Annotated in this window: 25 protein-coding genes; 13 read left to right on the top strand and 12 right to left on the bottom strand. The window is 72.3% G+C overall.

Translation table 11 applies throughout. From position 1 onward, the window contains the following. Window positions 1-158 precede the first annotated feature (158 nt). Window positions 159-1,148, top strand: a complete 990-nt coding sequence (moaA, locus tag ACZ64A_RS12925; protein ID WP_469810195.1) for a GTP 3',8-cyclase MoaA — start codon at window positions 159-161, stop codon at window positions 1,146-1,148. Between the two features lie 40 nt (window positions 1,149-1,188). Here the strand turns inward: moaA and ACZ64A_RS12930 are convergent, their stop codons facing one another. After that, the gene (locus ACZ64A_RS12930; protein WP_469810098.1) at window positions 1,189-1,407 is read right to left on the bottom strand and encodes a hypothetical protein; all 219 of its coding nucleotides are present in this window, start codon (window positions 1,405-1,407) and stop codon (window positions 1,189-1,191) included. A gap of 226 nt (window positions 1,408-1,633) precedes the next feature. Beyond that, entirely contained in the window at window positions 1,634-2,047 is a 414-nt protein-coding gene (locus tag ACZ64A_RS12935; RefSeq protein ID WP_469810099.1) for a DUF3099 domain-containing protein, read from the bottom strand. A 212-nt stretch (window positions 2,048-2,259) separates the two neighbouring features. On the opposite strand from ACZ64A_RS12935, the gene ACZ64A_RS12940 reads away from it, so the two are divergent. Beyond that, window positions 2,260-2,544 (top strand): GlsB/YeaQ/YmgE family stress response membrane protein, encoded by a 285-nt coding sequence (locus tag ACZ64A_RS12940; protein ID WP_469810196.1) that lies wholly within the window; start codon window positions 2,260-2,262, stop codon window positions 2,542-2,544. A gap of 51 nt (window positions 2,545-2,595) precedes the next feature. Here ACZ64A_RS12940 and tyrS read toward each other — a convergent pair whose 3' ends face one another. From tyrS to ACZ64A_RS12955, 3 genes are all read right to left on the bottom strand, one after another. Beyond that, window positions 2,596-3,864 (bottom strand): tyrosine--tRNA ligase, encoded by a 1,269-nt coding sequence (tyrS, locus tag ACZ64A_RS12945; protein ID WP_469810100.1) that lies wholly within the window; start codon window positions 3,862-3,864, stop codon window positions 2,596-2,598. Window positions 3,865-3,961: 97 nt separating this feature from the next. Then, a complete protein-coding gene (locus ACZ64A_RS12950; protein ID WP_469810102.1) occupies window positions 3,962-5,356 on the bottom strand; it encodes a metallopeptidase TldD-related protein in 1,395 nt (464 codons plus the stop codon). Then, window positions 5,353-6,876, bottom strand: a complete 1,524-nt coding sequence (locus ACZ64A_RS12955) for a TldD/PmbA family protein (protein WP_469810104.1) — start codon at window positions 6,874-6,876, stop codon at window positions 5,353-5,355. The genes ACZ64A_RS12950 and ACZ64A_RS12955 overlap by 4 nt, the downstream gene beginning before the upstream one ends. A gap of 257 nt (window positions 6,877-7,133) precedes the next feature. On the opposite strand from ACZ64A_RS12955, the gene fabG reads away from it, so the two are divergent. The 3 genes from fabG (at window position 7,134) to ACZ64A_RS12970 (ending at window position 9,133) form a co-directional block, all read left to right on the top strand. After that, the gene (gene fabG, locus ACZ64A_RS12960) at window positions 7,134-7,838 is read left to right on the top strand and encodes a 3-oxoacyl-[acyl-carrier-protein] reductase (protein WP_361637643.1); all 705 of its coding nucleotides are present in this window, start codon (window positions 7,134-7,136) and stop codon (window positions 7,836-7,838) included. A 5-nt stretch (window positions 7,839-7,843) separates the two neighbouring features. Next, window positions 7,844-8,611, top strand: a complete 768-nt coding sequence (gene fabI, locus ACZ64A_RS12965) for an enoyl-ACP reductase FabI (protein WP_469810106.1) — start codon at window positions 7,844-7,846, stop codon at window positions 8,609-8,611. A gap of 180 nt (window positions 8,612-8,791) precedes the next feature. Next, window positions 8,792-9,133: a hypothetical protein gene (locus ACZ64A_RS12970; protein ID WP_469810108.1), complete on the top strand. Its 342-nt coding sequence runs from the start codon at window positions 8,792-8,794 to the stop codon at window positions 9,131-9,133. Window positions 9,134-9,176: 43 nt separating this feature from the next. Here ACZ64A_RS12970 and ACZ64A_RS12975 read toward each other — a convergent pair whose 3' ends face one another. Further along, a complete protein-coding gene (locus tag ACZ64A_RS12975) occupies window positions 9,177-9,866 on the bottom strand; it encodes a FadR/GntR family transcriptional regulator (RefSeq protein ID WP_469810109.1) in 690 nt (229 codons plus the stop codon). A 70-nt stretch (window positions 9,867-9,936) separates the two neighbouring features. On the opposite strand from ACZ64A_RS12975, the gene ACZ64A_RS12980 reads away from it, so the two are divergent. The 4 genes from ACZ64A_RS12980 (at window position 9,937) to ACZ64A_RS12995 (ending at window position 12,591) form a co-directional block, all read left to right on the top strand. Beyond that, window positions 9,937-11,277: a CynX/NimT family MFS transporter gene (locus ACZ64A_RS12980; protein ID WP_469810111.1), complete on the top strand. Its 1,341-nt coding sequence runs from the start codon at window positions 9,937-9,939 to the stop codon at window positions 11,275-11,277. 123 nt (window positions 11,278-11,400) lie between these two features. Then, window positions 11,401-11,517 carry an SGM_5486 family transporter-associated protein gene (locus ACZ64A_RS12985; protein WP_363267678.1) on the top strand — a complete coding sequence of 39 codons (117 nt, stop codon included), beginning with the start codon at window positions 11,401-11,403 and terminating at the stop codon, window positions 11,515-11,517. 277 nt (window positions 11,518-11,794) lie between these two features. Further along, on the top strand, window positions 11,795-12,001 hold the full coding sequence (locus ACZ64A_RS12990) for a hypothetical protein (RefSeq protein WP_469810113.1): 207 nt from the start codon (window positions 11,795-11,797) through the stop codon (window positions 11,999-12,001). Window positions 12,002-12,072: 71 nt separating this feature from the next. Further along, window positions 12,073-12,591: a SixA phosphatase family protein gene (locus ACZ64A_RS12995; RefSeq protein WP_469810114.1), complete on the top strand. Its 519-nt coding sequence runs from the start codon at window positions 12,073-12,075 to the stop codon at window positions 12,589-12,591. 96 nt (window positions 12,592-12,687) lie between these two features. Here the strand turns inward: ACZ64A_RS12995 and serB are convergent, their stop codons facing one another. Both serB and ACZ64A_RS13005 read right to left on the bottom strand, forming a co-directional pair. Further along, window positions 12,688-13,929, bottom strand: a complete 1,242-nt coding sequence (gene serB, locus ACZ64A_RS13000; RefSeq protein WP_469810115.1) for a phosphoserine phosphatase SerB — start codon at window positions 13,927-13,929, stop codon at window positions 12,688-12,690. A 222-nt stretch (window positions 13,930-14,151) separates the two neighbouring features. Continuing rightward, window positions 14,152-16,113, bottom strand: coding sequence for a streptophobe family protein (locus ACZ64A_RS13005; RefSeq protein WP_469810117.1), 1,962 nt, complete (start codon window positions 16,111-16,113; stop codon window positions 14,152-14,154). 239 nt (window positions 16,114-16,352) lie between these two features. Between ACZ64A_RS13005 and ACZ64A_RS13010 the strand changes: the two genes are divergently transcribed. Further along, window positions 16,353-18,899 (top strand): FHA domain-containing protein, encoded by a 2,547-nt coding sequence (locus tag ACZ64A_RS13010; RefSeq protein ID WP_469810118.1) that lies wholly within the window; start codon window positions 16,353-16,355, stop codon window positions 18,897-18,899. Window positions 18,900-19,023: 124 nt separating this feature from the next. Here the strand turns inward: ACZ64A_RS13010 and ACZ64A_RS13015 are convergent, their stop codons facing one another. From ACZ64A_RS13015 to ACZ64A_RS13025, 3 genes are all read right to left on the bottom strand, one after another. After that, window positions 19,024-19,782: a transglycosylase SLT domain-containing protein gene (locus tag ACZ64A_RS13015; protein WP_469810119.1), complete on the bottom strand. Its 759-nt coding sequence runs from the start codon at window positions 19,780-19,782 to the stop codon at window positions 19,024-19,026. A 315-nt stretch (window positions 19,783-20,097) separates the two neighbouring features. Next, window positions 20,098-21,168: an S-adenosylmethionine:tRNA ribosyltransferase-isomerase gene (locus tag ACZ64A_RS13020; RefSeq protein WP_469810120.1), complete on the bottom strand. Its 1,071-nt coding sequence runs from the start codon at window positions 21,166-21,168 to the stop codon at window positions 20,098-20,100. After that, window positions 21,165-21,863, bottom strand: coding sequence for an SDR family NAD(P)-dependent oxidoreductase (locus tag ACZ64A_RS13025; RefSeq protein ID WP_469810121.1), 699 nt, complete (start codon window positions 21,861-21,863; stop codon window positions 21,165-21,167). The genes ACZ64A_RS13020 and ACZ64A_RS13025 overlap by 4 nt, the downstream gene beginning before the upstream one ends. A gap of 223 nt (window positions 21,864-22,086) precedes the next feature. Between ACZ64A_RS13025 and ACZ64A_RS13030 the strand changes: the two genes are divergently transcribed. The 3 genes from ACZ64A_RS13030 (at window position 22,087) to chpE (ending at window position 24,258) form a co-directional block, all read left to right on the top strand. Beyond that, window positions 22,087-23,232, top strand: a complete 1,146-nt coding sequence (locus ACZ64A_RS13030) for a GAF domain-containing sensor histidine kinase (protein ID WP_469810122.1) — start codon at window positions 22,087-22,089, stop codon at window positions 23,230-23,232. Continuing rightward, complete coding sequence (locus ACZ64A_RS13035) at window positions 23,225-23,866, top strand: response regulator (RefSeq protein WP_469810124.1); 642 nt, start codon at window positions 23,225-23,227, stop codon at window positions 23,864-23,866. Before ACZ64A_RS13030 ends, ACZ64A_RS13035 begins: the two co-directional genes overlap by 8 nt. 146 nt (window positions 23,867-24,012) lie before the next feature. Next, window positions 24,013-24,258, top strand: a complete 246-nt coding sequence (gene chpE / locus ACZ64A_RS13040) for a chaplin ChpE (protein ID WP_469810126.1) — start codon at window positions 24,013-24,015, stop codon at window positions 24,256-24,258. Between the two features lie 427 nt (window positions 24,259-24,685). Here chpE and ACZ64A_RS13045 read toward each other — a convergent pair whose 3' ends face one another. Continuing rightward, window positions 24,686-25,465 (bottom strand): hypothetical protein, encoded by a 780-nt coding sequence (locus tag ACZ64A_RS13045; RefSeq protein ID WP_469810127.1) that lies wholly within the window; start codon window positions 25,463-25,465, stop codon window positions 24,686-24,688. Window positions 25,466-25,486: the final 21 nt, after the last annotated feature.

Below are 25,486 nucleotides of genomic sequence, written 5' to 3' on the forward strand. Positions count from 1 at the left end.
TGGGTGCCTGGTAGGTACCTACGACACGGCCGCGTCTTACGTCGTGGGATCGGGCTGGTGTCGCTGTCAGTGGTGTCACGTAGGCTCGCAGGTGACGAACCGGTGAGCTGGATACCCGTGACCGGTACGACAGCTCCGTGACGAGGGAGGGGGCCCACGTGCTCATCGACACCTACGGCCGGGTGGCCACCGACCTGCGGGTCTCGCTGACCGACCGCTGCAACCTGCGGTGCACCTACTGCATGCCCGAGGAGGGGCTGCAGTGGCTGGCCAAGCCCGACCTGCTCACCGACGACGAGATCGTCCGCCTGATCGACATCGCCGTCACCTCCCTCGGCATCACCGAGGTCCGCTTCACCGGCGGCGAGCCCCTGCTGCGACCGGGCCTGGTCGGCATCGTCGAGCGTGTCGCCGCCCTCTCCCCGCGCCCGCAGATGTCCCTGACCACCAACGGCATCGGCCTCAAGCGCACCGCCGCCGCCCTGAAGGCGGCCGGCCTGGACCGGGTCAACGTCTCCCTGGACACCCTGCGCCCCGACGTCTTCAAGGCCCTCACCCGCCGCGACCGCCACAAGGACGTCCTGGAGGGCCTCGACGCCGCCCGAGACGCCGGTCTGACCCCCGTCAAGGTCAACACGGTGCTGATGCCCGGCCTGAACGACGACGAGGCCCCCGACCTCCTCGCCTGGGCCATCGAGCACGACTACGAACTGCGGTTCATCGAGCAGATGCCGCTCGACGCCCAGCACGGCTGGAAGCGCGACGGCATGATCACCGCCGGGGACATCCTGACCTCGCTGCGCACCCGCTTCGAGCTGACCGAGGAGGGCCAGGAGAAGCGCGGATCGGCCCCGGCCGAGCGCTGGGTCGTCGACGGCGGCCCGCATGTGGTGGGCGTCATCGCCTCCGTCACCCGCCCCTTCTGCGCCGCCTGCGACCGCACCCGCCTCACGGCCGACGGCCAGGTCCGCACCTGCCTGTTCGCCACCGAGGAGACGGACCTGCGCGCCGCCCTGCGCTCGGGCGCCCCCGACGAGGAGGTCGCCCGCATCTGGCGCCTGGCGATGTGGGGCAAGAAGGCCGGAGCGGGCCTTGACGACCCGAGCTTCATCCAGCCGGACCGCCCGATGTCGGCGATCGGGGGCTAGCCCCCGGCGAGGGGCCGGCCGGCGGGGTCCGCGAGGGGGCTCAGGCGCCCTCGGGTGCCTGCCACTCCTCGAACCTCACGACGTCCTTCAGGAAACCCCGCACCCCGAGGAACTGCGACAGATGCTCGCGGTGCTCGTCGCACGCGAGCCACGTCTTGCGCCGCTCGGGCGTGTGGAGCTTCGGGTTGTTCCACGCCAGCACCCACACGGCGTCGGCGCGGCAGCCCTTGGCGGAACAGATCGGGGTCTCGTCACTCACAGCTTCGTCTCACAGGAACAGGCGCAGAGGAACAGGCGCACAAAAGGCGACGCCGAGCAGCCACGGGGGGAGCTGCCCGGCGTCGGTCCGTCGCTCCGACGGGGGATGCGGAGCGCGTACGCAGTATGTCACGACCCGCAGGCCGCAGGGCAGCGGAACAACAGGATTGATCTGAGCATTTCTTGAGCTTCGCGCACAGGCCGCGCACAACCGGCGCGCACCGCACTCACACCTGCGGCTCGGGCGGCTCCTTGGCGGCCCGCCCGGCCCGCTCCGCTCCGGGTTCCGCTCCCGGTTCCGTGAAGCCCTCGCCGGAGCGCTCGTCGTCCCGCGGCGGGGCGATCATCGTCCGCACCGGCGTCGTCAGGAACGTCGAGGGCAGCCCCGGCGCGTTCTCCCGCCCCGCGTTGGCGACCACCACCGCGACATAGGGCAGCACCGCGCCCAGGACCAGCGCCGCGATCGCGACGTAACGCTCCACGTTCCACAGGGAGACGGCGAGGATCACCGACAGGGTGCGGATCGTCATCGAGATGACATACCGCCGCTGCCGACCACGCACGTCCTCCTGCAGGCCCGTGCGCGCCCCCGTGATCCGGAACACCTGGGTGTTGCCGCTGTCGTGCTGCAGCTTCCGCATCGAATTCCACCACCCGCCCGCTCGGACTCCCCCGGACATCCCGGACACGTCCACGGTACGCCGCCCCCGCCACGCCCACGAGACCGGGTCCCCGGCCGGTGGAAGCGCGCGACCTGCGCCGTAGCGCGTACGGCGGTACCCGGCAGGCGCCGTACGGCGTACGGCCCGAGACTCGTCGTAATGCTCACGTCGAGCGGGACGAGGAGGCAGCCATGGGCTGGTTGTGGGCGATCATCGTCGGATTCGTGCTGGGGCTGATCGCGAAGGCGATCATCCCGGGCAAGCAGCACAGCCCCCTGTGGCTGACGACCATCTTCGGCATGCTGGGCGCCATCGTCGGCAACGCCGTCGCCCGCGCCGCGGGTGTCGAGGCGACCTCGGGCATCGACTGGATGCGCCATCTCTTCCAGCTGGTCGCCGCGATCGTCATCGTCGCCGTCGGCGACATGGCGTACATGGCCCTGTGGGGGAACCGCAAGCAGCGTCAGCGGGCCTGAACGGGACGGGCCCCGCACCCCTTCACAGGGATGCGGGGCCCGGCGCCGTACTCACGCCCCGGTGACCTCGACGGCGGCCAGGTTCTTCTTGCCGCGCCGCAGCACCAGCCAGCGCCCGTGGAGCAGGTCCTCCGCCGTGGGGACCGCGTCCTCGGCGGTGACCTTCACGTTGTTCACGTAGGCGCCGCCCTCCTTCACCGTGCGCCGGCCGGCCGACTTACTGGGCACGAGACCGACCTCGGCGAACAGGTCGACCACCGGGGCCGGCTCGGCGACCCGCACATGCGGCACCTCGGAGAGCGCCGCGGCCAGCGTGCGCTCGTCCAGGTCGGCGAGCTCGCCCTGGCCGAACAGCGCCTTCGACGCGGCGATCACGGCGGCCGTCTGGTCGGCGCCGTGCACCAGCGTCGTCAGCTCCTCGGCCAGCGCACGCTGCGCCGCACGGGCCTGCGGACGCTCCTCGGTCTGCTTCTCCAGCTCCTCGAGCTCCTCACGGGACTTGAAGGACAGGATGCGCAGGTAACGCGAGATGTCCCGGTCGTCCACGTTCAGCCAGAACTGGTAGAACGCGTACGGCGTCGTCATCTCCGGGTCCAGCCAGACGGCGCCGCCCTCGGTCTTGCCGAACTTGGTGCCGTCCGCCTTGGTCATCAGCGGCGTCGCCAGCGCGTGCGCCGTGGCCTCCGGCTCCAGCCGGTGGATCAGGTCCAGGCCGGCCGTGAGGTTGCCCCACTGGTCGCTGCCGCCCTGCTGGAGCGTGCAGCCGTAGCGCCGGTAGAGCTGCAGGAAGTCCATGCCCTGCAGGATCTGGTAGCTGAACTCGGTGTAGCTGATGCCCTGGTCGGACTCCAGGCGCCGGGCCACCGAGTCTTTCGTCAGCATCTTGTTGACGCGGAAGTGCTTGCCGATGTCCCGCAGGAACTCGATCGCGGACAGGCCCGCGGTCCAGTCCAGGTTGTTCACCATGATCGCGGCGTTCTCGCCCTCGAAGGACAGGAACGGCTCGATCTGGCGGCGCAGCTTGTCCACCCAGCCGGCGACCGTCTCCGGGTCGTTCAGCGTGCGCTCGGCGGTCGGGCGCGGGTCACCGATCAGGCCCGTCGCACCGCCGACCAGCGCCAGCGGCCGGTGGCCGGCCTGCTGGAGCCGGCGCACGGTGAGCACCTGCACCAGATGCCCCACGTGCAGCGACGGCGCGGTCGGGTCGAAGCCGCAATAGAACGTGACGGGACCGTCCGCGAGAGCCTTGCGCAAGGCGTCCTCGTCGGTGGACAGGGCGAACAGCCCACGCCACTTCAGCTCGTCGACGATGTCCGTCACGGTGGTATGTCTCCTCGAACGAAGGAAAATCGGAGAAAGCAGTGCGGGCTTCCCCGAAGGAAGGCGTCCCCCCAGTCTATGGGGGGCCACCGACACCTCAGACGCCCTGGCTGACCGAGCTCATGTTGAAGTCCGGCACCCGCAGGGCGGGCATCGCAGCCCTAGTGAACCAGTCGCTCCACTCCCGCGGCAGCGTCTTTTCCGTACGCCCCGCCTCCGTGGCCCGCCCCAGCAGGCCCACCGGCGACTCGTTGAACCGGAAGTTGTTCACCTCGCCCGTGACCTCGCCGTTCTCCACCAGGTAGACGCCGTCCCGGGTCAGACCGGTCAGCAGCAGCGTCGCCGGGTCGACCTCGCGGATGTACCACAGGCAGGTCAGCAGCAGCCCCCGCTCGGTGCTCGCGACCATCTCCTGAAGGGAGCGGTCCGCACCGCCGTCCAGGATCAGGTTGTCCGCGCCCGGCGCGACCGGCAGCCCGGTCAGGCCCGCGCTGTACCGGCTGGTGGTCAGGTGCCGCAGCTCGCCGCGGCTGACCCACTCGGTGTCCCCGACCGGCAGACCGTTGTCGAACACGGACTGGTCCCCGCCCGAGGAGTGCGCGATCACGAACGGCGCCGACTCCAGGCCGGGCGCGTACGGGTCGCTGCGCAGGGTCAGCGGCAGGCCGGTGAGCCGCTCGCCCACGCGCGTGCCGCCGCCCGGCTTGGAGAACACCGTCCGCCCCTCGGCCGCGTCCCGGGCCGACGCCGACCACAGCTGGTAGATCAGCAGGTCCGCCACGGCGGTCGGCGGCAGCAGCGTCTCGTACCGCCCGGCCGGCAGCTCCACCCGCCGCTGCGCCCAGCCCAGCCGTACGGCCAGCTCGGCGTCCAGCGCCGCCGGGTCGACGTCCTTGAAGTCCCGTGTGGCACGGCCGGCCCACGCCGAGCGGGTCCGGTCGGGCGACTTGGCGTTCAGCTCCAGCGTGCCCGTCGGCTGGTCGTGCCGCAGCCGCAGCCCCGTCGACGTGCCCAGGTACGTCGAGACCAGCTCGTGGTTGGCGAAGCCGTACAGCTCCCGCCCGCCCGCACGCGCGCGTGCGAACGCCTCGCCCAGGGCCGGGGCGAAGTCGGCGAAGACGGCCGAGGAGGTCTCCGCGGGCGGCTCGGCGAAGTCCGCGGACTCCGGCACCCCGGCCACCAGCGGCTGCGCGTCCTCGGCGGGCCCGGCACCGCGCGCGGCGGCCTCGGCGGCCCGCACCAGCGGCTCCAGCTCGTCGGCGGTCACCGCGGACCGGGAGACCACCCCGGATGCCGTGCCCTCCTTGCCGTCGACGGTCGCGATCACGGTGAGGGTGCGCCCGCGCGTGACACCGTTGGTGGTGAGCGCGTTCCCGGCCCAGCGCAGGTTCGCGGTGGACCGCTCGTCGGCGATCACCACACAGCCGTCCGCCCGGGACAGCTCGAGGGCCCGCTCGACGATCTCGTGCGGCTTGTTCGTCGCGGCGCTCATCGACCGGCCTCCTGCGTGGTGTTCAGAATGTTGACGCCCTTGAACAGGGCCGACGGGCACCCGTGCGAGACCGCCGCGACCTGCCCCGGCTGGGCCTTGCCACAGTTGAACGCACCGCCGAGGACGTACGTCTGCGGGCCGCCGACCGCCGCCATGGAACCCCAGAAGTCGGTGGTCGTGGCCTGATAGGCGACGTCCCGCAGCTGCCCCGTGATCCGTCCGTTGTCGATCCTGAAGAACCGCTGGCCGGTGAACTGGAAGTTGTAGCGCTGCATGTCGATCGACCACGACCGGTCCCCGACCACGTAGATCCCGCGGTCCACGGACCCGATGAGGTCCTCGGTGGACATCCCCGCCGGGTCCGGCCGGAGTGACACGTTGGCCATCCGCTGCACCGGCACATGCGCCGGGGAGTCGGCGTAGGCGCACCCGTTGGACCGCTCGAAGCCGGTGAGCCTCGCGATCCGCCGGTCCAGCTGGTAGCCCACCAGCGTCCCGTCCTTCACCAGGTCCCAGGACTGCGCCGCGACGCCCTCGTCGTCGTAGCCGATCGTGGCGAGCCCGTGCTCGGCGGTGCGGTCGCCGGTGACGTTCATCAGCTCCGAGCCGTACCGGAGCTTGCCCAGCTGGTCGAAGGTGGCGAAGGAGGTGCCGGCGTAGGCGGCCTCGTAGCCGAGCGCGCGGTCCAGCTCGGTGGCGTGCCCGATGGACTCGTGGATGGTCAGCCACAGGTTCGACGGGTCGACGACCAGGTCGTACAGCCCCGGCTCGACGCTCGGCGCGCGCATCTTCTCCGCGAGCAGCTCCGGGATCTCGGCGAGCTCGCGGTCCCAGTCCCAGCCGGTGCCGGTCAGATACTCCCAGCCGCGCCCGGCGGGCGGTGCCAGGGTGCGCATCGACTCGAACTCGCCGCTGGAGTCGTCCACCGACACCGCCGTGAGCACGGGGTGCAGCCGCACCCGCTGCTGTGTGGTCACGGTGCCCGCGGTGTCCGCGTAGAACTTGTTCTCGTGGACGGTGAGCAGGGAGGCGTCGACGTGGTCGACCCCGGCCGCGCCCAGCAGCCGCCGGCTCCACTCCGTCAGCAGCCCGGCCTTCTCCTCGTCCGGCACCGCGAAGGGATCGACCTCGTACGCCGAGATCCACGTCCTGTCGGCGTGCACCGGCTCGTCGGCCAGCTCCACCCGCTCGTCCGACCCGGCGGCCTTGATGACCTGCGCCGACAGCTTGGCCATGGCCACCGCCTGGGAGGCGACCTTCGCGGCGGCGTCCATCGTCAGGTCCACGCCCGAGGCGAACCCCCACGTCCCGCCGTGCACGACCCGCACCGCGTACCCGAGGTCGGTGGTGTCCGACGACCCGGCGGGCCTCGCGTCCCGCAGCCGCCACGAGGCGCTGCGCACCCGCTCCAGCCGGAAGTCGGCGTGCTCGGCCCCCAGCGCACGCGCGCGTGCGAGCGCGGCGTCGGCGAGGGCGCGTAGGGGGAGTGCCGTGAAGGCTTCGTCGATCGTATGAGGCACCGAGGTCTCTCCTGTCGTCGTGACCTGTCGTCGTGACCTGTGGTTGCCCCGATCATGTCGCGCCCGCCCGGCCGCGGACCACAGGTTTGCGGCTGACGTGCGCCGCTTTCTGTAGGGACCCCACAGTCAGTTCCGTATGCCGCTGTCGGTGCCCGAATGTCCGCGCGCCCGGGGGGACCGATAGGTTTTCCGGGAAGCCGCCTGTCGTTCCAGCTGTCCGGGCGGGTGTGTCCGACCGCAATCGAAAGGGTGATCCGTTGAGCCGCTCGGTTCTCGTCACCGGAGGCAACCGGGGCATCGGCCTCGCCATCGCCCGCGCGTTCGCCGACGCCGGCGACAAGGTCGCCATCACGTACCGCTCGGGGGAGCCGCCGGCCGGCTTCCTCGCCGTCAAGTGCGACATCACCGACCCCGAGCAGGTGGAGCAGGCCTACAAGGAGATCGAGGCCGAGCACGGTCCGGTCGAGGTGCTCATCGCCAACGCCGGTGTCACCAAGGACCAGCTCCTGATGCGCATGTCCGAGGAGGACTTCACCTCGGTCATCGACACCAACCTCACCGGCACCTTCCGGGTCGTCAAGCGCGCCAACCGCGGCATGCTGCGCGCCAAGAAGGGCCGGGTCGTCCTGATCTCGTCCGTCGTCGGGCTGCTCGGCTCCGCGGGGCAGGCCAACTACGCCGCCTCCAAGGCCGCCCTCGTCGGCTTCGCGCGCTCCCTCGCCCGTGAGCTGGGCTCGCGCAACATCACCTTCAACGTCGTCGCGCCCGGTTTCGTCGACACCGACATGACCAAGACGCTCACCGACGAGCAGCGCAAGAACATCGTGGCGCAGGTGCCGCTCGGCCGTTACGCGCAGCCGGACGAGATCGCCGCGACGGTGCGGTTCCTCGCCTCGGACGACGCCTCGTACATCACTGGAGCCGTCATTCCCGTTGACGGCGGACTGGGAATGGGTCACTGATCACCATGAGCGGAATTCTCGAGGGCAAGCGCGTCCTGATCACCGGTGTGCTGATGGAGTCCTCCATCGCCTTCCACGCCGCCAAGCTGGCCCAGGAGCAGGGCGCCGAGATCATCCTGACCGCGTTCCCGCGGCCCACCCTGACCGAGCGCATCGCCCGGAAGCTGCCCAAGCCCACCAAGGTCATCGAGCTCGACGTCACCAACGACGAGCACCTCGGCCGGCTCGCCGACCTGGTCGGCGAGGAGCTGGGCGGCCTCGACGGCGTCGTGCACTCCATCGGCTTCGCGCCGCAGGACGCGCTCGGCGGCAACTTCCTGAACACGCCGTTCGAGTCCGTCGCCACCGCGATGCACGTCTCGGCGTACTCCCTGAAGTCGCTGACCATGGCCTGCCTGCCGCTGATGCAGAACGGCGGCTCGGTCGTCGGTCTCACCTTCGACGCGCAGTTCGCCTGGCCGCAGTACGACTGGATGGGCCCGGCCAAGGCCGCCCTGGAGGCCACCAGCCGTTACATCGCCCGCGACCTGGGCAAGCAGAACATCCGCTGCAACCTCATCTCCGCGGGCCCGCTCGGCTCCATGGCCGCCAAGTCCATCCCGGGCTTCAGCGACCTGGCCGCCGTGTGGGACACCCGCTCCCCGCTGGAGTGGGACCTGAAGGACCCGGACCCGGCCGGCCGCGGCATCGTCGCCCTGCTGAGCGACTGGTTCCCGAAGACCACCGGCGAGATCATCCACGTGGATGGCGGTCTGCACGCCATCGGCGCCTGATCACGGCCGATCCGCCGACCCGGTCACGACCGGAGGACCGCTCGTGAAGGGCCCGCACCCGCTGGGGTGCGGGCCCTTTCCGTGTCACCCGTTCGGCTCACCGGCCGGGCGGACAGCGGTGCTCACCGCGCACGCTGGGAGGGCACCGCCCCGCAGCCGTACGGCCGAGGAGGTCCGCTTGTGTGCCTGTTCCGCAGCCTCGCCCCCGTGACCGTCGCCGCCGCTGTCGTCCTCTGCCTGCCGTACGACGCGCTGCCCCACGCGCGTGCGGCGCGCCCGGCCGCCGAGCAGCCCTTCGGCGCCGAGTGCCGCACGACCGTCCACGGCTCCGAGGTCGTCGCCTGGTGCCACAACCCCTATGTGGACACCGATCGCGTCGCTCTGCACATCGAGTGCGCCCGATGGTGGGACCTCGACACCGACTCCGCCCCGGTCCAGGCCGGCCCGGCCACGACGGTACGGCTGACCGGCCGGTGCTGGAAGGAGGTCGAGTCGGTGTGGATCAGCCACGACAAGGGGTGAGCCGCGGGGACCGGCCACGGGGAGGTGGACGGGCCGCGCGGGGTCAGCCTCCAGGGGGCGTGAAGCGGCCCGGGCGGCACAGGAACGGGTAGCTCGCGGCCTCCACCGCGGCCGTCTCGGCGTCACCGGTGCGCAGCGCGTCGAGCAGCCGCCGGTGGTCCATGTGCGTCTCCGGGGTCAGCCGGCCGCCGACGTCCTCGCGCAGCCAGTCCCGCAGCACCTCGCCCAGGTCGGCGTAGAGCGCCTTCAGCACGTCGTTGTGGGACGCCGAGACCACCGCGAGGTGGAAGGTGGCGTCCGCCGTCACGAACGCCTCCGCGTCCCCCGACTCCCACGCCTCCTCGCGCCGCAGCAGCAGCGCGTCAAGCTGCTTCAGGTCCTTCTCCGTGCGCCGGTGCGCCGCGAGCCGGGCCGCGCTCGACTCAAGCGTGGAACGCAGCTCGGCGACGTGCTGCGGATCGGCGTCGGCGAACCGCCGGTGCATCACACCGGCCAGCTCACTGGTCGCCACCACATACGTGCCGGAGCCCTGGCGGATGTCCAGCAGGCCGTTGTGCGCGAGGGCGCGCACGGCCTCGCGGACGGTGTTGCGTGCCACCCCGAGCTGCTCGACCAGCTCGGGTTCGGTCGGGATGCGCGAACCGACCGGCCACTCGCCGGAGGTGATCTGGTTGCGCAGCTCGGCGATGACCTGCTCGGACAGCACCGAACGTCGGGGATGGCTCAGGGGCATGGGACACCTTCGCACGCGCGCGGCCGGGGCCGGCCGCCCGGGAATGGACAACCAATCATCCCATGATTCTATGATGGGTGGCATGGCTAGTGAGGAAACACGGACGATGACGACCCCGACCCAGCCCGCGGCGAGCCGGAAGACCGGCGGCGCCGCCCCGCGCAAGTGGGCGACGCGCCTGGTCGTGCTCGGCATCATGCTGTCCGCGCTCAACCTCCGCCCTGCCATCACCAGCCTCGGCGCCCTCCTGGAGGAGGTCCGCGACGGGCTCGGGATGAGCGGCAGCGTGGCGGGCCTGCTCACCTCCGTGCCGTCGCTGTGCTTCGCCGTGTTCGGCGTGACCGCACCCCGGCTCGCCCGCCGCTTCGGCCCCGCCGCCGTCGTCTGCGCGGGCATGGCCGCCATCGCCCTCGGCCTGGTCGTACGGCCGTACGCCGGGAGCACGGCCGGCTTCCTCGCGGCCAGCGCGCTCGCCCTGATGGGCATCGCCGTGAGCAACGTGCTCATGCCGGTCATCGTCAAGCACTGGTTCCCCGATCGGGTGGGGTCCATGACCGGCCTGTACTCGATGTTCCTCGCGTGCGGCACCTCGATCGCGGCCGCCACCACCGTGCCGGTGACCCGTGCCCTGGGCGGCAACTGGCAGTCCGGCCTCGCGGTGTGGGCCGTCCTGGCCGCCGCGGCCGTCGTGCCCTGGCTGCCGGTCCTGCGCGACCGCGGCAGCGCCGACCCCGCCGCGTCCCGGCAGAGCGCGCCCGCAGCGTCGCGGCAGGACGCCCCCGGCGCGTCGCGGCGGAGCGGCGCGGCCGGGGAGCCCGCGCTGCGCATCACCCGTAGCCGCACCGCCTGGGCGCTCGCCGCCTTCTTCGGCCTCCAGGCCACCGCCGCCTACATCACGATGGGCTGGATGGCGCAGATCTTCCGTGACTCGGGCGTCTCGGCGGGCACCGCCGGTGTGCTCCTCGCCGTCACCATGGCGATGGGCGTGCCGCTCGCCTTCGTCATCCCGCGGCTGGCCACCCGGCTGCCCCACCAGGGCCCCATGGTGATCGCCCTCGGCGCCTGCGGCCTCGCCGGATACGCCGGGCTGTACTTCGCCCCGGCGGCCGGCGCCTGGCTCTGGGCCGTCCTGCTCGGCATCTCCAACTGCTCCTTCCCGCTCGCGCTGACCATGGTCGGCATGCGCGCGAAGACGGGCGCGGGTGTGGCACAGCTGTCGGCGTTCGCCCAGAGCACCGGCTATCTGATCTCGATCCCCGGTCCGCTGCTGGTCGGCGTGCTGTACCAGAGCAGCGGCGGCTGGGGCCTGCCGATCGCCCTGATGGCCGCGCTGATGCTGCCGCAGATGGTGGTGGGCTTCCTCGCGGGGCGTGACCGCACGGTGGAGGAGGAGGCGGCGTCCACCCGCTGACGGCCGGTGCGGGACCGCATCCGGCGGGCGCGGGTCCCGACGGGTGACGGCATGGGGGTGGATGAGGGGGTTTCGGCGGACCCCGAAGCCAGGTCTCCCCGGCCGGGGTGCGAGACTGGCGGCATGCCCGTGCTCGAGCCGAACCCCCAGAACGGCCAGAAGAAGATGCTCATCGTCTTCGGCTCGTTCCTCGCCATCTTCGTGATCATCGCCATCATCGCGACGATCGCCTCCCCGTGAGCCTGCGGCCGACCGCCTGCCCCTGAGCCTGCGCCCGGCCGACCGCCTTCCGTGAGCGTTCCCCGGCCGACGATCGCCTCGTGGTGAGGACATCCTGAGCCGTGCCACGCGTGAGGGTGGGGCTGCCCCCCCCTGTCCCCTAGGGGGTCAGGGTCAGGGTCAAGTGGGTGGATCACCGGATGGGCCGCGCCCCGCGGATTCCGTAGCGTCGAGACATGGCCGCCGAACGGCGGCCGGGACCACGTTCACGGCACGCTCGACGACCGCGGAGGCACCCATGTCGGCCCGTTCGCACACCCCGCCCCGCCCGGCGACCACGGGCGGCGTCCGGGCCCGGCTGCCCTGGTGGGCCCTCGCCCTGCCCACGCTCGCCTTCGTCACCCTGTTCGTGCTGATACTGAACCCCACGGACGCGCAGGCCGCCGCCGGTGAGCCGGCGATCACCCAGCTGCTCCGGCACCTCCAGGCGCTCCTCGCGCGTTAGGGGCCTCCCTTGGTGGGAAGGCCGGTCAACTCCCTGCGCCCCATGGCCTGTTTCATGCGAAGCTGGGACGCATGAGCGTCGCAGAACCCCGCAGGATCGTCCTCTTCCGGCATGCGAAAGCCGACTGGCCACAGGTGCCCGACCACGAGCGGCCGCTCGCCGAACGGGGCCGCAAGGACGCCGTCGAAGCCGGACGCAGGCTGGCCGACACCGGCATCCCCTTCGACCTGACCCTCTGCTCCACCTCGACCCGCACCCGCGAGACCTGGAAGCTCGCCGCCCACGAGTTCCCGCACCGGCCGAAAACGGTCTACGAGGAGCGGATCTACGAGGCCTCCCCGGGTGAACTGATCGCCCTGCTCAACGAGACCCCGGACGACGTGCGCAGCCTGCTGCTCATCGGTCACAACCCGGGCGTCCAAGGACTCGCCGAGGTCCTTGCCGGCGCGGCCGAGGACGAAGCCCGCGCGACCATGAGCCGGCGCGGCTTCCCGGCCGCCGCCTTCGCCGTCCTCACCTTCGACGCGCCCTGGAAGTCCCTGGAGCCGGGCCTGGCCACGCTGGCCGACTTCTGGGCGCCCGCCGACTGACCCACGCCCGCGCAGCGGCCCCGCCCTCCGCGCGCGGCGCCCACGCACAGGGGCCCGGCACCGTCGCGGTGCCGGGCCCCTGACGCGTCCGTCGTCCTACTCCCCGGCGACCGTGTCCGCCGCCTCGACCTCTTCGCGGGTGATCCCCAGCAGATACAGCACCGTGTCCAGGAACGGCACGTTCACCGCGGTGTGCGCGGCCTCCCGCACCACCGGCTTGGCGTTGAAGGCCACCCCGAGCCCGGCCGCGTTCAGCATGTCCAGGTCGTTGGCGCCGTCGCCGATCGCCACCGTCTGCGACAGCGGTACGCCCGCCTCCGCGGCGAACCGGCGCAGCAGCCGCGCCTTGCCCGCCCGGTCCACGATCTCGCCGGTGACCCGCCCGGTCAGCTTGCCGTCGACGATCTCCAGCGTGTTGGCCTGGGCGAAGTCGAGCCCGAGGCGCTCCTTGAGGTCGTCGGTCACCTGGGTGAAGCCGCCGGAGACCACGCCGACCTGGTAGCCGAGTCGTTTCAGCGTGCGGATCAGCGTGCGCGCGCCCGGCGTCAGCCGCACCTCGCTGCGCACCTTGTCCACCACGGACGCGTCCAGACCCTCGAGCAGGGCCACGCGCGCGTGCAGTGACTGTTCGAAGTCCAGTTCCCCGCGCATCGCGGCCGCGGTCACCTCGGCGACCTTGTCCTCGCAGCCGGCGTGCGCGGCGAAGAGCTCGATCACCTCGTCCTGGATCAGCGTGGAGTCGACGTCCATCACCACGAGCCGCTGCGCCCTGCGGTGCAGGCCCGCCGCGACGACCGCGACATCGACACCGAGTGCCGCCGCGTCCGTCACCAGGGCGGTCCGCAGCGGCTCGGTCGCCACGCCGGACACCGCGAACTCCACGGCGGTCACGGGGTACTTGGCCAGGCGGAAGATACGGTCGATGTTGCCGCCCGCCTTGGTGATCTTCGCGGCGATGGCGGCGGTGGCCTCGGCGGTGAGCGGGTGGCCCAGCACGGTGACCAGGGAGCGGCCGAGTCCGCGCGGACGGTTGTCGCCGTGGCCGGAGATGATCTCGGCCTGCATCTTCATCGACTCGGCCCAGCTGTGCACGGTCGCCCGCAGGTCGCCCTCGAGGCTCTGCGAGGGCTGGGTCACGAGCGCGCACAGCACGATCCGGCCACGGGTGACGACCTGCTCGATGTCGACCACGTCGACGGAGTAGGCGGCAAGGGTGTCGAAGAGTCCCGCCGTGATGCCCGGCCGGTCCTTGCCGAAGATCTTGACGAGGAGGGTGGGGACGTCCGAGTACTCGGGGGTCTCGGGAGTCCCGGGGGTCGAGGTCTGCGAAGCGCTCATGGTGTTCCCACCGTATCCGGCACCGAGTGCCTTGCGCCCCCGAGGTCCGCCTGGCGGACACGGAACACTCGGCGACACCCGGGTGACGCCCGGCCGACGGGGAGGGGTCCGGTCCGGGTCGGCCGGATGCCGCACGGCGGGGGCGCGAAGAGGCATGTACGGAGGTGTGCGCGGGCGCGTACGCCGCCGGCCCCCGTTCCCGCATCCGCCGGGTCCCGTGGCTCAGCGGCGCCCCTTGGGCCCCCGGGGCGGGGGAGCGGGCGGTGGCGGTGGCGGAGGCGGCACCTCGTCGGGCCAGGACGGCGACCGCCGGCCCTTCCGCGGCGGCGCGAGCGGACCGACGACAGTGGGCGCGCCGTACACGTCGGGCGCCGCCCCCTCCGGCCCCGTCTCCTGACGCCCGGTCCTGTCACGGCCCGTCTTCTCACGCCCCGGCTCGTCACGGCTCGTCCCCGCACGCCCGGCTCCCTCACGCTCCTGCTCCCCGGCAGGCCGCGAGTCCTCCGGCTCCTGGTGGCTCTCCGGGACCCGGAGGTAGGGGTTCGTGTCCGGGTTCGGCGCCCGGTACGAGGACCTGGGGGCATACGGCCCCGACCGCTCGGCCGAGGTGTACGGCCGCGACGGCTCGGCCGAGGTGTACGGCCGCGACGGCTCGCCCGAGGTCTCCGGCCCCGCCCGCCCGTCCGGGCCGTACGGCTCCGGCGACGCCCCGCCGGCCCCCGACGCCCCGCCGGCCTCCGAAGCCCCGCCGGCCCCCTGCGCCCCGCCCGCCCCCGCACCCTCCCACCGCACCGCCCGCGCCCCGACCTTCCCCGCCGCGTACGCCAGCAACCCCCCGACAGCCCCCGCCCCCGCGCCCCACACGGCCCCCAGCAACACGGCGAAGCCCCACCGCTGGTGCAGTTCGATGCCCGCGCCGAAGGCGTCGAAGCCGAGGACGGACAGTGACGCGTCGGCCGACAGCCCCGCCAGCCACCCGAGCAGTACCAGCGCCGGTGCGGTCACCGCGGCCAGCCCCGCCGCGCACCGTCCGGCGAAGGCCGCGGGCCGCAGCTGCGCGCCGTCCACCGGCAGCCGTACCCCCGTCAGCACCCCCGCGAGCAGCATCAGCGACGCCGCGCCCAGCGCCAGCAGCCACACCCGGCCGTCCAGATCGGCCAGCCGGGTGAGGGTCAGCGGACGGTCGGTGCCGGAGCCGACGAGGTCGTCCACGGGGTGCGGCAGGGCATGGGTCAGGATTCCCGTGGCCCGGCCGTCCCACGGCACGAACAGGCCGAGGGGGACGCCGAGCCAGACCCCGTTGGGCGCGCCGAGCAGCGCCGCGCCCGCGATCCGCCGCGGATGGGCGTCGCCCGTCGCCGCGTACGCCGCCGCCGCGAGCCCGGCGGCCACGGCCAGCAGCAGCACCGTCACGAGCGCGGACGCGGCCGGCCGTAGTACCCGGTGGACGGCCTCCCAGCCGCGCGGCAGAGGTGTGCGCCGCGAGGCCAGCAGCGCGACGAGCAGTACGCCGGCCGCCCAGCCGAGACCGCCGAGCAGCGTCGGTGCCGCGTCGACCGTGAATCCCACGGCCGCCTTGGCGCCGACGAGGTCGCCGATCCGGTCCGGCAGCGACCCGCCGATGTCACCGAGCTCGAGGTCGCCGAGCCCGACGTCACCCAGCCCGGGGATCGCCGGCCCGCCGCCGCCCGGCAGCCGGGCCCGCCCCAGCGCGCCCCCGTCGATCGTCACCACGTCGTGCCCGGCCCAGGCCAGGACGCCCATCAGACCGGTGAACAGGACGAGCACCGTGCCCACGCGCGCGAGGAGTTCGGCCGGTGCGACGACAACCCCGGCCGTCCGCAGGGACCGTAGAAAGAACCAGGACAGCAGCAGCGCACCGACCAGGCTCACCCCCAGTGGCGTGATCTCGATGGCCGTATGGGCCGTGGCGCCGTCGAGCCCGAAGACGGACACGTCCCCGGCCGGGCTGACCGCCCCACCCGCCCCGAGCGCCACCGTCGCCGCGGTCATCGGCCCCAACGCGCCCGCCGTATCGGCCCCGAGGAGATGCAGACCGAGCGCGGCCGTGCCCGCCATTCCTGCGAGTGCCCAGCTCACAGCGGCGATCGAGGACAACAGAACGTCCGTCCAGGGAAGTTGGGCGCCCGAGGGCGCGTCCCCGGTCTTCGCAGCTGAGCCCATGGCAGACCCCCCGATCCGCGCCGCGGCTTGCGCCGCGCTTGTCCCCCTCGCGGGGGATTACCACTCTCCGGCCCGGTTTCCACCCCGTCAACGGGAACGGCGGAGACGCTCTTGAGAGCTCTTCACAAGGCCCGACTTTCGGTCAGGGGGCCGCTACTGAAATAGTTCCCCCCGATGTTCGACATCCCTAGACTCCCTGCGACGGGGGTAATTCGGGGGACAACTCAGTGGGGCATGGAGTGCCGGAACTCGTACTGGAATCAAACGGACGTACCTGGACGCTCGATCCATCCAGGTCATACACCCTCGGACGCGATCCGCAGGGCGACATCGTCTTCGACGACGCCAGGGTCTCCTGGCGCCACGCCACGGTCAGCTTCAACGGCCGTGGCTGGGTGATCGAGGACCACGGCAGCACCAACGGCACGTTCGTGCAGGGGCAGCGGATCCAGCATCTGGAACTCGCCGCAGGGACGGCGGTGAACCTGGGCAACGCCACCGACGGCCCGCTGCTGAGCCTTACCGGCGCGGGCGCCGCGGTGGCCCAGCACCAGCAGCCGTACGCCGCGCAGGCCGCCAACCCGGCCTGGGGGCAGCCGCAGACGCCGCAGGCCGACTGGCAGCAGACGCCCCAGCCGCAGACCGCGCAGCCGCAGGCCCCGCAGGCCGACTGGCAGCAGCAGTCCGCCCCGGGCATCCCGCAGCAGCAGGGCCCGGCGCAGCACACGCCCGGTGGTGGCGCGGGGGCTCCGCCGGTCTACGGCGACCGCAGCCCGACCACCTTCCACCAGTTCTCCCTCGGCCGCGTGATGCGCATCGGCCGTGCCCTGGAGAACGAGCTGGTGGTCTCCGACCTGCAGGTCTCCCGGCACCACGCCGAGTTCCACGCCACGCCCGACGGTCGCATGGAGATCCGCGACCTCGGCTCGCACAACGGCACGTACGTCAACGGCCAGCCGATCCCGAAGGGCGGCTCGCAGCTGCTCGGCCCCACCGACATCGTCGGCGTCGGCCACTCGACGTTCCGGATCGTCGGCGACCGGCTCGAGGAGTTCGTGGACACCGGTGAGGTGTCCTTCTCCGCCCGCCACCTGACCGTCACGGTCGACGGCGGCAAGCAGATCCTCAAGGACGTCTCCTTCGGCGTCCCCGAGAAGTCGCTGATCGCGGTCATCGGCCCGTCCGGCTCCGGCAAGTCCACGCTGCTCAAGGCGCTCACCGGCTACCGGCCCGCCGACCAGGGCGAGGTCCTGTACGACAACCGCAACCTCTACAAGCAGTTCGCCGAGCTGCGCCAGCGCATCGGTCTGGTCCCGCAGGACGACATCCTGCACAAGGAGCTGACCGTCAAGAAGGCGCTGAAGTACGCGGCCAAGCTGCGCTTCCCGGCGGACACCACGGGCGCCGAGCGCGACGCCCGGATCGACGAGGTGCTGCGCGAGCTCAAGCTCGACATCCACAAGGACAAGAAGGTCACCTCCCTCTCCGGCGGTCAGCGCAAGCGCGTCTCGGTCGCCCTGGAGCTGCTGACCAAGCCGTCGCTGATCTTCCTCGACGAGCCGACCTCGGGTCTCGACCCGGGCATGGACCGCGACGTGATGCAGCTGCTGCGCGGCCTCGCCGACGACGGCCGCACCGTCCTCGTCGTCACCCACTCGGTGGCCGAGCTGGCACTGTGTGACAAGCTCCTGGTGATGGCGCCGGGCGGCGCGGTCGCCTACTTCGGCCCGCCGGAGGAGGCGCTGAACTTCTTCGGCTACGACACCTGGGCCGACGTGTTCTCGGCCTTCGAGAACTACCGCGACTACGACTGGGCGGGCCGCTGGAAGGGCTCGCAGCACTACCAGATGTACGCCGCGGACATCGACGCCGTCGCCCCGCAGGCCGTACAGGTCCCGCCGATGCAGGCGATGAAGCCGCCGAAGCCGCAGGGCTGGCTGTCGCAGTGGGTCACGCTGGTGCGCCGCTACGTCTCGGTGATCGTCTCCGACAAGGGCTTCCTCGCCCTGATGGTGATCCTGCCGGCCGTCCTCGGCGCGGTGAGCCTGCTCATCGACCACGACCGCGGTCTGCTGCCCAACCCGGTCAATCCGCAGACCGGCCGGATCATCCCCAACGGCACCGCGACCACGGTCCTGCTGATCCTCGCGGTCGGCGCGTGCTTCGCCGGCGCCGCCAACTCCGTCCGTGAGCTGATCAAGGAACGGGTGATCTACGAGCGGGAGCGCGCGACGGGCCTGTCCCGGTCGGCGTATCTGATGTCGAAGGTCTTCGTGCTCGGCCTGATCACCGTGGGCCAGGGCCTGCTGGTCGGTGTGATCGGCTTCGCCAGCCGGGAGATCCCCTCCGAGGGCCTGGTCCTCGGCGGCGCCACCCTGGTCGAGCTGTCCCTGCCGATCATGGCGCTGGGCTTCACCTCGATGATGTTCGGCCTGATCATCTCCTCGCTGGTGAAGACCGCCGAGAAGACGATGCCGCTGCTGGTGATGTTCGCGATCATCCAGGTGGTCTTCACCGGCTGTCTGTTCCGGCTGCAGGGCTCGGTCGGCGTCAACGAGTTCTCGTACCTGATGCCCTCGCGCTGGGCGGTGGCCGCCGCCGGCGCCACGCTGGACTTCAACAAGATCAGCCCGCCGGAGAAGGGCGGAGACACCGACTCGCTGTGGAACCACACGGTCGGGGCCTGGAGCCTGGACATGGTCGCGCTGATCGCGCTCGGCGTGGTCTGCGGCTTCTTCGTGGCGCGCTTCCTGCGCCGCCACGAGCCCGAGGTCATGCGCAAGTAGGACGGCCGGACAACCCCGAAGGGCGGCACCCCGTCAGTTGGGTGCCGCCCTTCGGCGTCTGTGCTCGCGAGGACCGTGGTCGTCGCGGATACGTCGCGTGTGCGAGAAGAGGTCCGCGCCGACCTCAGTACGCGCTGTTGACGTTGTCCATCGAGCCGTAGCGGTCGGCCGCGTAGTTGCAGGCGGCGGTGATGTTGGCGACCGGGTCGTAGATGTTCCAGGACGTGCCGGGGACGTGGTACGCCTTGAAGGTCGGCGGGATCACCTGGAGCAGGCCCTTGGACGGGATGCCGTTGATGGCGTTGATGTCCCAGTCGTTGATGGCCATCGGGTTGCCCGAGGACTCCCGCATGACGTTGCGGTGGATGCCGGAGTAGCTGGCCGGGATGTGGTGCTTCTTCAGGATGTCGAGCGACTCGCGGATCCAGCCGTCGAGGTTGTTCGGGTAGCTCTTGACCACGCGGGGCTTCAGGGCCGGGCGCTTGGCGGCGCGGCTCGCGGCCTCCTTGGCCTTGCGGACGGCCTCGGCCTTCTTCGCGGCGGCCTGCTTGGCGGCGGCCTGCTTCGCGGCCACGGCCTTGGCGACGGCGGCCTTCTGGGCGGCCTCGGCCTTCTTCTGCGCGGCGATCTGCTGCGCCTTGAGGTCGGCGCTGGCGAGCTGGTCGGTGATGCTCGCCTTGACGTCCTTGATCTGCTCGGTGCTGTAGGCGACCTTGGCGGGCGCGGCGGCCTCGCTGGTGACCGTGGTCTTGCCCTCGGCGCTGCTGGGCACCGCGGACATGGCGATCGCTGCGGCACCGAGGACACCGACACCGGCGGCCGCGAGCTTCTGGTGCTTGGTCAGCGAACGACTATAGAGACGGGAGGAAAAGTTCTTGGGCATGCGTAACGGACCTCTTCGAATAGCGCGGAGATCGCTCATGTCCGGCGGGGGACTACGGGCACTTCCCGCACGAACGCCGCGGACGGTGAGCCCGCGGCGCTGAGCGACGAAGCAATTCTTAGCGGCCGCAAAATTCGCTGGCAAAGGTGTGACGTACGAAGCCAGATAGTGGATCAGGTAATGGCAAAACGGCACAGACTGGACTGTCTGCCCCGTTCATGTGGGGGTGCTTGTCCTCCTAATCCCCTTCGTACGTGATCTGGACCCTATGCGCGGGCTCACACCGGCGGGGGGCCGGTCTCACCCGCAGTTGCGTCAGCAATGCGGTGTGTGAGGGCTCTCCTCCGGCAGGATGAGATGCAGGTCCCCGAACTCGTGCCAGAGATACAGACCGCGCAGCGCCTCCTCGTACGCACGGGTCACCGCCGCCCGGCCGGCGACGGCCTCCAGCATCAGAAGGTGCGAGGCCCGCGGCTCGTGCAGCCCGGTCAGCAGCCCGTCCACCACGCGCACCCCGCGCGCGGGCGTCACCACCAGATCCGTCCACCCCGCACGCGCGCGTACGGCCCCGTCGGCGCCCACCGCCGACTCCACGGCCCGCACCGCGGTCGTCCCGACGGCGATCACCCGCCCGCCCTCCGCCCGGACGGCGTCGATCAGCCGCGCCGACGCCCGCGGCACCGCGAACCGCTCCGGATACGGCGGCTCGTGCGCCTCGGCCGAGGCCACCCCCGTGTGCAGCGTCACCGGCGCGAACAGCACCCCCCGGCTCACCAGGTCCGCCACCAGCCGTGCCGTGAAGGGCCGCGCCGCGCTCGGCATCTCCGCACTGCCCGTGCCGTCCGCCGTCGGCTGCGCGAACACCGTCTGGTAGGCGGACAGCGGCTGGTCCCGCTCCGTGTACGCGTACCGGATCGGCCGCCCGTGCTCCCGCATCAGCCCCAGTACGTCCCCCTGCGCCACCCGCGCCCACCACAGCCGCGCGCCGCCCTCGCTCACCGGCTCCTCCAGGACGATCCGGGCGCCCCCGGGCAGACCTATGGACGCACCCGCGGGCGCCCCCGCACGCGCGCGCGTGGTGCCCCGGCCGTCCGGCTCCCGCAGTTCCACCGCCCACCGGCCGTCGTCCCCGCGCGTGGAGAAGTGCACCACCACGCGCGCGTGCCCGAGCCGTCCGTCGACCGCCGCCGCCAGCGTCGGCGAGGTGTTCACCACCAGCACGTCACCGGCCCGCAGCAGCCGCGGCAGCTCCCTGAACGCGTGATGCGCCACCCGTTCCCCGCGCGACACCAGCAGCCGCACCGCGTCCCGGTCCAGCCCCGGCCCCCGCTGCTCCACCGGCACCCGCGCGGACAGCTCCTCGGGGACCCGCAGCGCCAGCGTCACGACTGCTCCCGCAGCAGGGCCGCGCTGTACCGCCCGCTCGGCCGGCGCTCGTCCAGCAGCCGCAGCAACAGCGGAGCGACCTCCTCCGGCGCCGGCGTGCCCGTCAGATCCTCGTCCGGCTCCGCCGCCGCCAGCATTCCGGTCCGCATACCGCCCGGATCGGCCCACCACACCCGCAGGTCCGGTTCCTCCACGGCCAGCACCGCCGACAGCTGGTCCAGGGCCGCCTTCGTCGCCCCGTACCCGCCCCATGTGCGGTACGCCTCCACGGCCGCGTCCGAGCTCACGTTCAGTACCGCTCCGACCTCGGCCCGGCGCAGCAGCGGCAGCGCCTCCTGGATCAGCGCCAGCGGAGCCACCACGTTCGTCTCCAGCGCCGCCCGGAAGCCGTCCAGCGGATGCCTCTCCAGCGGGACCAGCGGCTCCACGCCCAGCACCCCGGCATTGTTGACCAGCAGATCGACACCGCCCAGCGTCCGGGCCGCCGCCACCAGCTCCGACCGGTGCCCGGCGTCGGTCACATCCCCGGCCACCGCCTCCACCCGTGTGCCCTGCGACGCGAGCGCCGCAGCCGTCTCCTTCAGTGCCCCCGCACCGCGCGCGTCCAGCACCAGATCCCAGTCACGGGCGGCCAGCGCCCCGGCCAGCGCCCGCCCCAGCCCCTTCGAGGCCCCCGTGATGATCGCAACCGGCATGACAACCGTCTCCTCGTCGCTCGGCCGCCTCCGTTCGGCGGTGACCTCACGGTAGGAATGCGGGCCCGGGCACCGCCTCGGACGCGGGCCGCACCCTGCCGGGTCCCTTCGCCCTAGGCGGGAGGAGGGACCGTTCGACCGTTCGTCCTAGTTCCGGGGCTCTAGGCGGCAGCCCGTCACGGGGCCGATCCGTGATGTCCGACCCCGCCGGTACCGTGAGGTCATGAGTCACGGTCCCCGGTCCGGCCTCGCCGCGGTGAGCGCCGCGCTGCTGGCGATGAGCAGGCATCTCGAGGTGCGCGACGTCCTGAAGACGATCGTCGCCTCGGCCCGCGAGCTGCTCGACGCCCAGTACGCCGCCCTCGGCGTCCCCGACGACCACGGCGGCTTCGCCCAGTTCGTCGTCGACGGCGTCAGCGAGGAGCAGTGGAAGGCCATCGGCCCGCTGCCGCGCCAGCACGGCATCCTCGCGGCGATGCTCCAGGAGGCCAGGCCCGAGCGCCTCGCCGACGTGCGCAAGGACCCCCGCTTCGAGGGCTGGCCCTCCGCCCACCCCGAACTCGCCGACTTCCTCGGCCTGCCCATCCGCGACGGCGACGAGGTCATCGGCGCGCTGTTCCTCGCGAACAAGAACTGCCCGCGTCAGGACGGCAGATGCGGCTTCACCGAGGAGGACGAGGAACTGCTCGCCCTCCTCGCCCAGCACGCGGCGATCGCCCTGACCAACGCCCGCCTCTACGAGCGCAGCCGTGAGCTGACCATCGCCGAGGAGCGTTCCCGCCTCGCCCACGAACTGCACGACGCGGTCAGCCAGAAGCTGTTCTCCCTGCGCCTGACCGCCCAGGCCGCCGCCCGCCTCGTCGACCGCGACCCGGCCCGCGCCAAGGGCGAGCTGCAGCAGGTGGCCGCCCTCGCCGCCGAGGCCGTCGACGAACTGCGCGCCGCCGTCGTCGAGCTGCGCCCCGCCGCGCTCGACGAGGACGGCCTGGTCGCCACCCTGCGCACCCAGATCCAGGTCCTCGACCGCGCCCACTCCGCCCGCGTGACGTTCGCCGCCCGCGGCATCCGCGCCCTGCCCTCCGCCCAGGAGGAAGCCGTGCTGCGCGTCGCCCAGGAGGCCCTGCACAACGCCCTGCGGCACGCCGCCGCCGAACACGTCGACGTCACCCTGGACCGCCGCGGCCCCGGTGCCGTTCTGCGTGTCACCGACGACGGCACCGGCTTCGACCCGAAGGCGATACGGCGCGCGGGACGCCACCTCGGCCTGGTCTCCATGCGCGACCGGGCGGACGGCGTCGGCGGCAGGCTGACCGTGGAATCGGCGCCCGGCAAGGGCACCACGATCGAGATGGAGGTCCCCGGTGGCTGAGGCAATCAGGGTGCTGCTCGTCGACGACCACCAGGTCGTCCGCCGGGGCCTGCGCACCTTCCTGGAGGTGCAGGACGACATCGAGGTCGTCGGGGAGGCGGCCGACGGCGCCGAAGGCGTCGCCCGCGCCGAGGAGTTGAAGCCGGACGTCGTCCTCATGGACGTCAAGATGCCCGGCATGGACGGCGTGGAGGCCCTGCGCAAGCTCCGCGAACTCCACAACCCCGCGCGCGTGCTCATCGTCACCAGCTTCACCGAGCAGCGCACGGTCGTCCCGGCCCTGCGCGCCGGCGCCGCCGGGTACGTCTACAAGGACGTGGACCCCGACGCGCTGGCCGGTGCCATCCGCTCCGTGCACGCCGGGCACGTGCTGCTCCAGCCCGAGGTGGCCACCGCGCTGCTCTCCCAGGAGGAGGCGAACTCCGGTCAGGGCCGGGGCAATGCGCTCACCGAGCGGGAGCGTGAGGTGCTGGGCCTGATCGCGGACGGCCGTTCCAACCGGGAGATCGCCCGGGCGCTGGTCCTGTCCGAGAAGACGGTGAAGACCCATGTGTCGAACATCCTGATGAAACTCGACCTGGCGGACCGCACGCAGGCCGCGCTGTGGGCCGTTCGTCACGGTGTGTCCGGGTGATCGGCAACTCGGAAGGTTCCCTTCCGGACTGAGATTCATACCGTCGTGGGAATGTCCCCCGGATGGCGTATCCCGGGGTGGGCTCCCGCCGTTCTCCAGTGCGTGCTGCGGCGACTGCCGCGGCAATCGCAAGGAGGGCTTTGAAAGTGAAGAACCTGAAGAAGGCAGCGGCCGTGACGATGGTGGCCGGCGGGCTGATCGCCGCCGGTGCGGGCATGGCCTCCGCCACCGAGGGCGCGCACGCCGGCGGCACCGCCGTGGGCTCGCCGGGTGTCGTCTCGGGCAACGTCATCCAGGCCCCGGTCCACGTGCCGGTCAACGTCGTCGGCAACAGCGTCAACGTCATCGGCGCCCTGAACCCGGCCTTCGGCAACCTCGGCCTCAACCACTGAGACCCCCCGCCTGACCCCGGCCCACCGCCCCCACCCGAGAGGCCGGGGTCAACCCCTCAAGGCGCCGACGAGACCGCGCCCCCGCCGGTGCCGCGCCCAGCAACGCGGCACCGGCCACCCAGCCCCGAGCGGTCGCGCGGCACCGGCCACCCAAGACGCGGGCAACTTCGCGCACCGGCTTCCGCTGCGGCCGCACCCGGCCCAAGCCCCGTGCAGCCACGCGCATCCCTGCGCAAGCCGCGGGCAGTCGTGCCGCAGGGCGGCACGGGTGGGCGCGGCCGGTGCCCCGCAGCGCCGGGCCGCGCTCCCACCCCCCGGCACCGGCCCCGGTCACCACCTCACGAACCCAGCCGAGCCCGCCCGCAAGCACCCGGCGCGCAGGAACAACCAACGCTCACGGCGCCCCCTTGACGCGCCGCAGGCCCGCTCACCGCTCACGATCCTCCACATACGCGTTGTAGGCAGCCACCTGCGCCCGCCGAGCCACCCGCTCCACAGGCCGCAACGCCTCCGCCCGCGCGAACATCTCCCCGGCGCTCACCGCACCCCCGTGCCCCTTCTCCGACGCCAGAGACACCAGCAGCCCCACCCGCTGCGCCAACTCCAGCACCCGTACCGCCCGCGGCGGATACCCCGGCGCCAGCACCTCCCGCCCCCGCTCGGCCCGCGCCCGGTACGCGTCGATCGCCGCCTCCGCCACCGGCCCGGACCCGGCGACATCCAGCCGCGCCAACGCGGCCGTCGCATCCCGCAGGCCCTCCGCCAGCTCCCGCTCGGCCTCACCCAGGGACGGCACATCGGCCGGCGGAGCCTCCCGCACCGGCAGACAGTGCCAGACGACCTCCACATGCACATCACCGTCGGGACCGGCCTCGTACACCTCGGGCACCAGCCCCAGCGCACCCCCGTGGCAGATCACCGCCTCCTCGGCCTCCAGCGCCCGCTTGTTGAACTCCGGCGGACCGCTCAGCCCCAGCGGATGCCCCGGCGCCGGCAGCGCCACCCGCAGCCCGGTCACGCCCAGCGACCGCAGACGGCCCAGCGCGAGCGTGAGACCGACCGGAGCCGACTCACCCGGCAGTCCCTCCACCCGGTGCACCGCGTCCTCACCCACGATGGCGAGTACGGCGTCATCCGGAGAGACAAGTCCGGCAAGAAGGGCATTTCCCCAGGCGGCAAGGCGGCCGGCGCGCGGTTCCACGAGCATGCCCCCACCCTAAGGACCGGA

Source organism: Streptomyces sp. NPDC104814, from assembly GCF_055583185.1.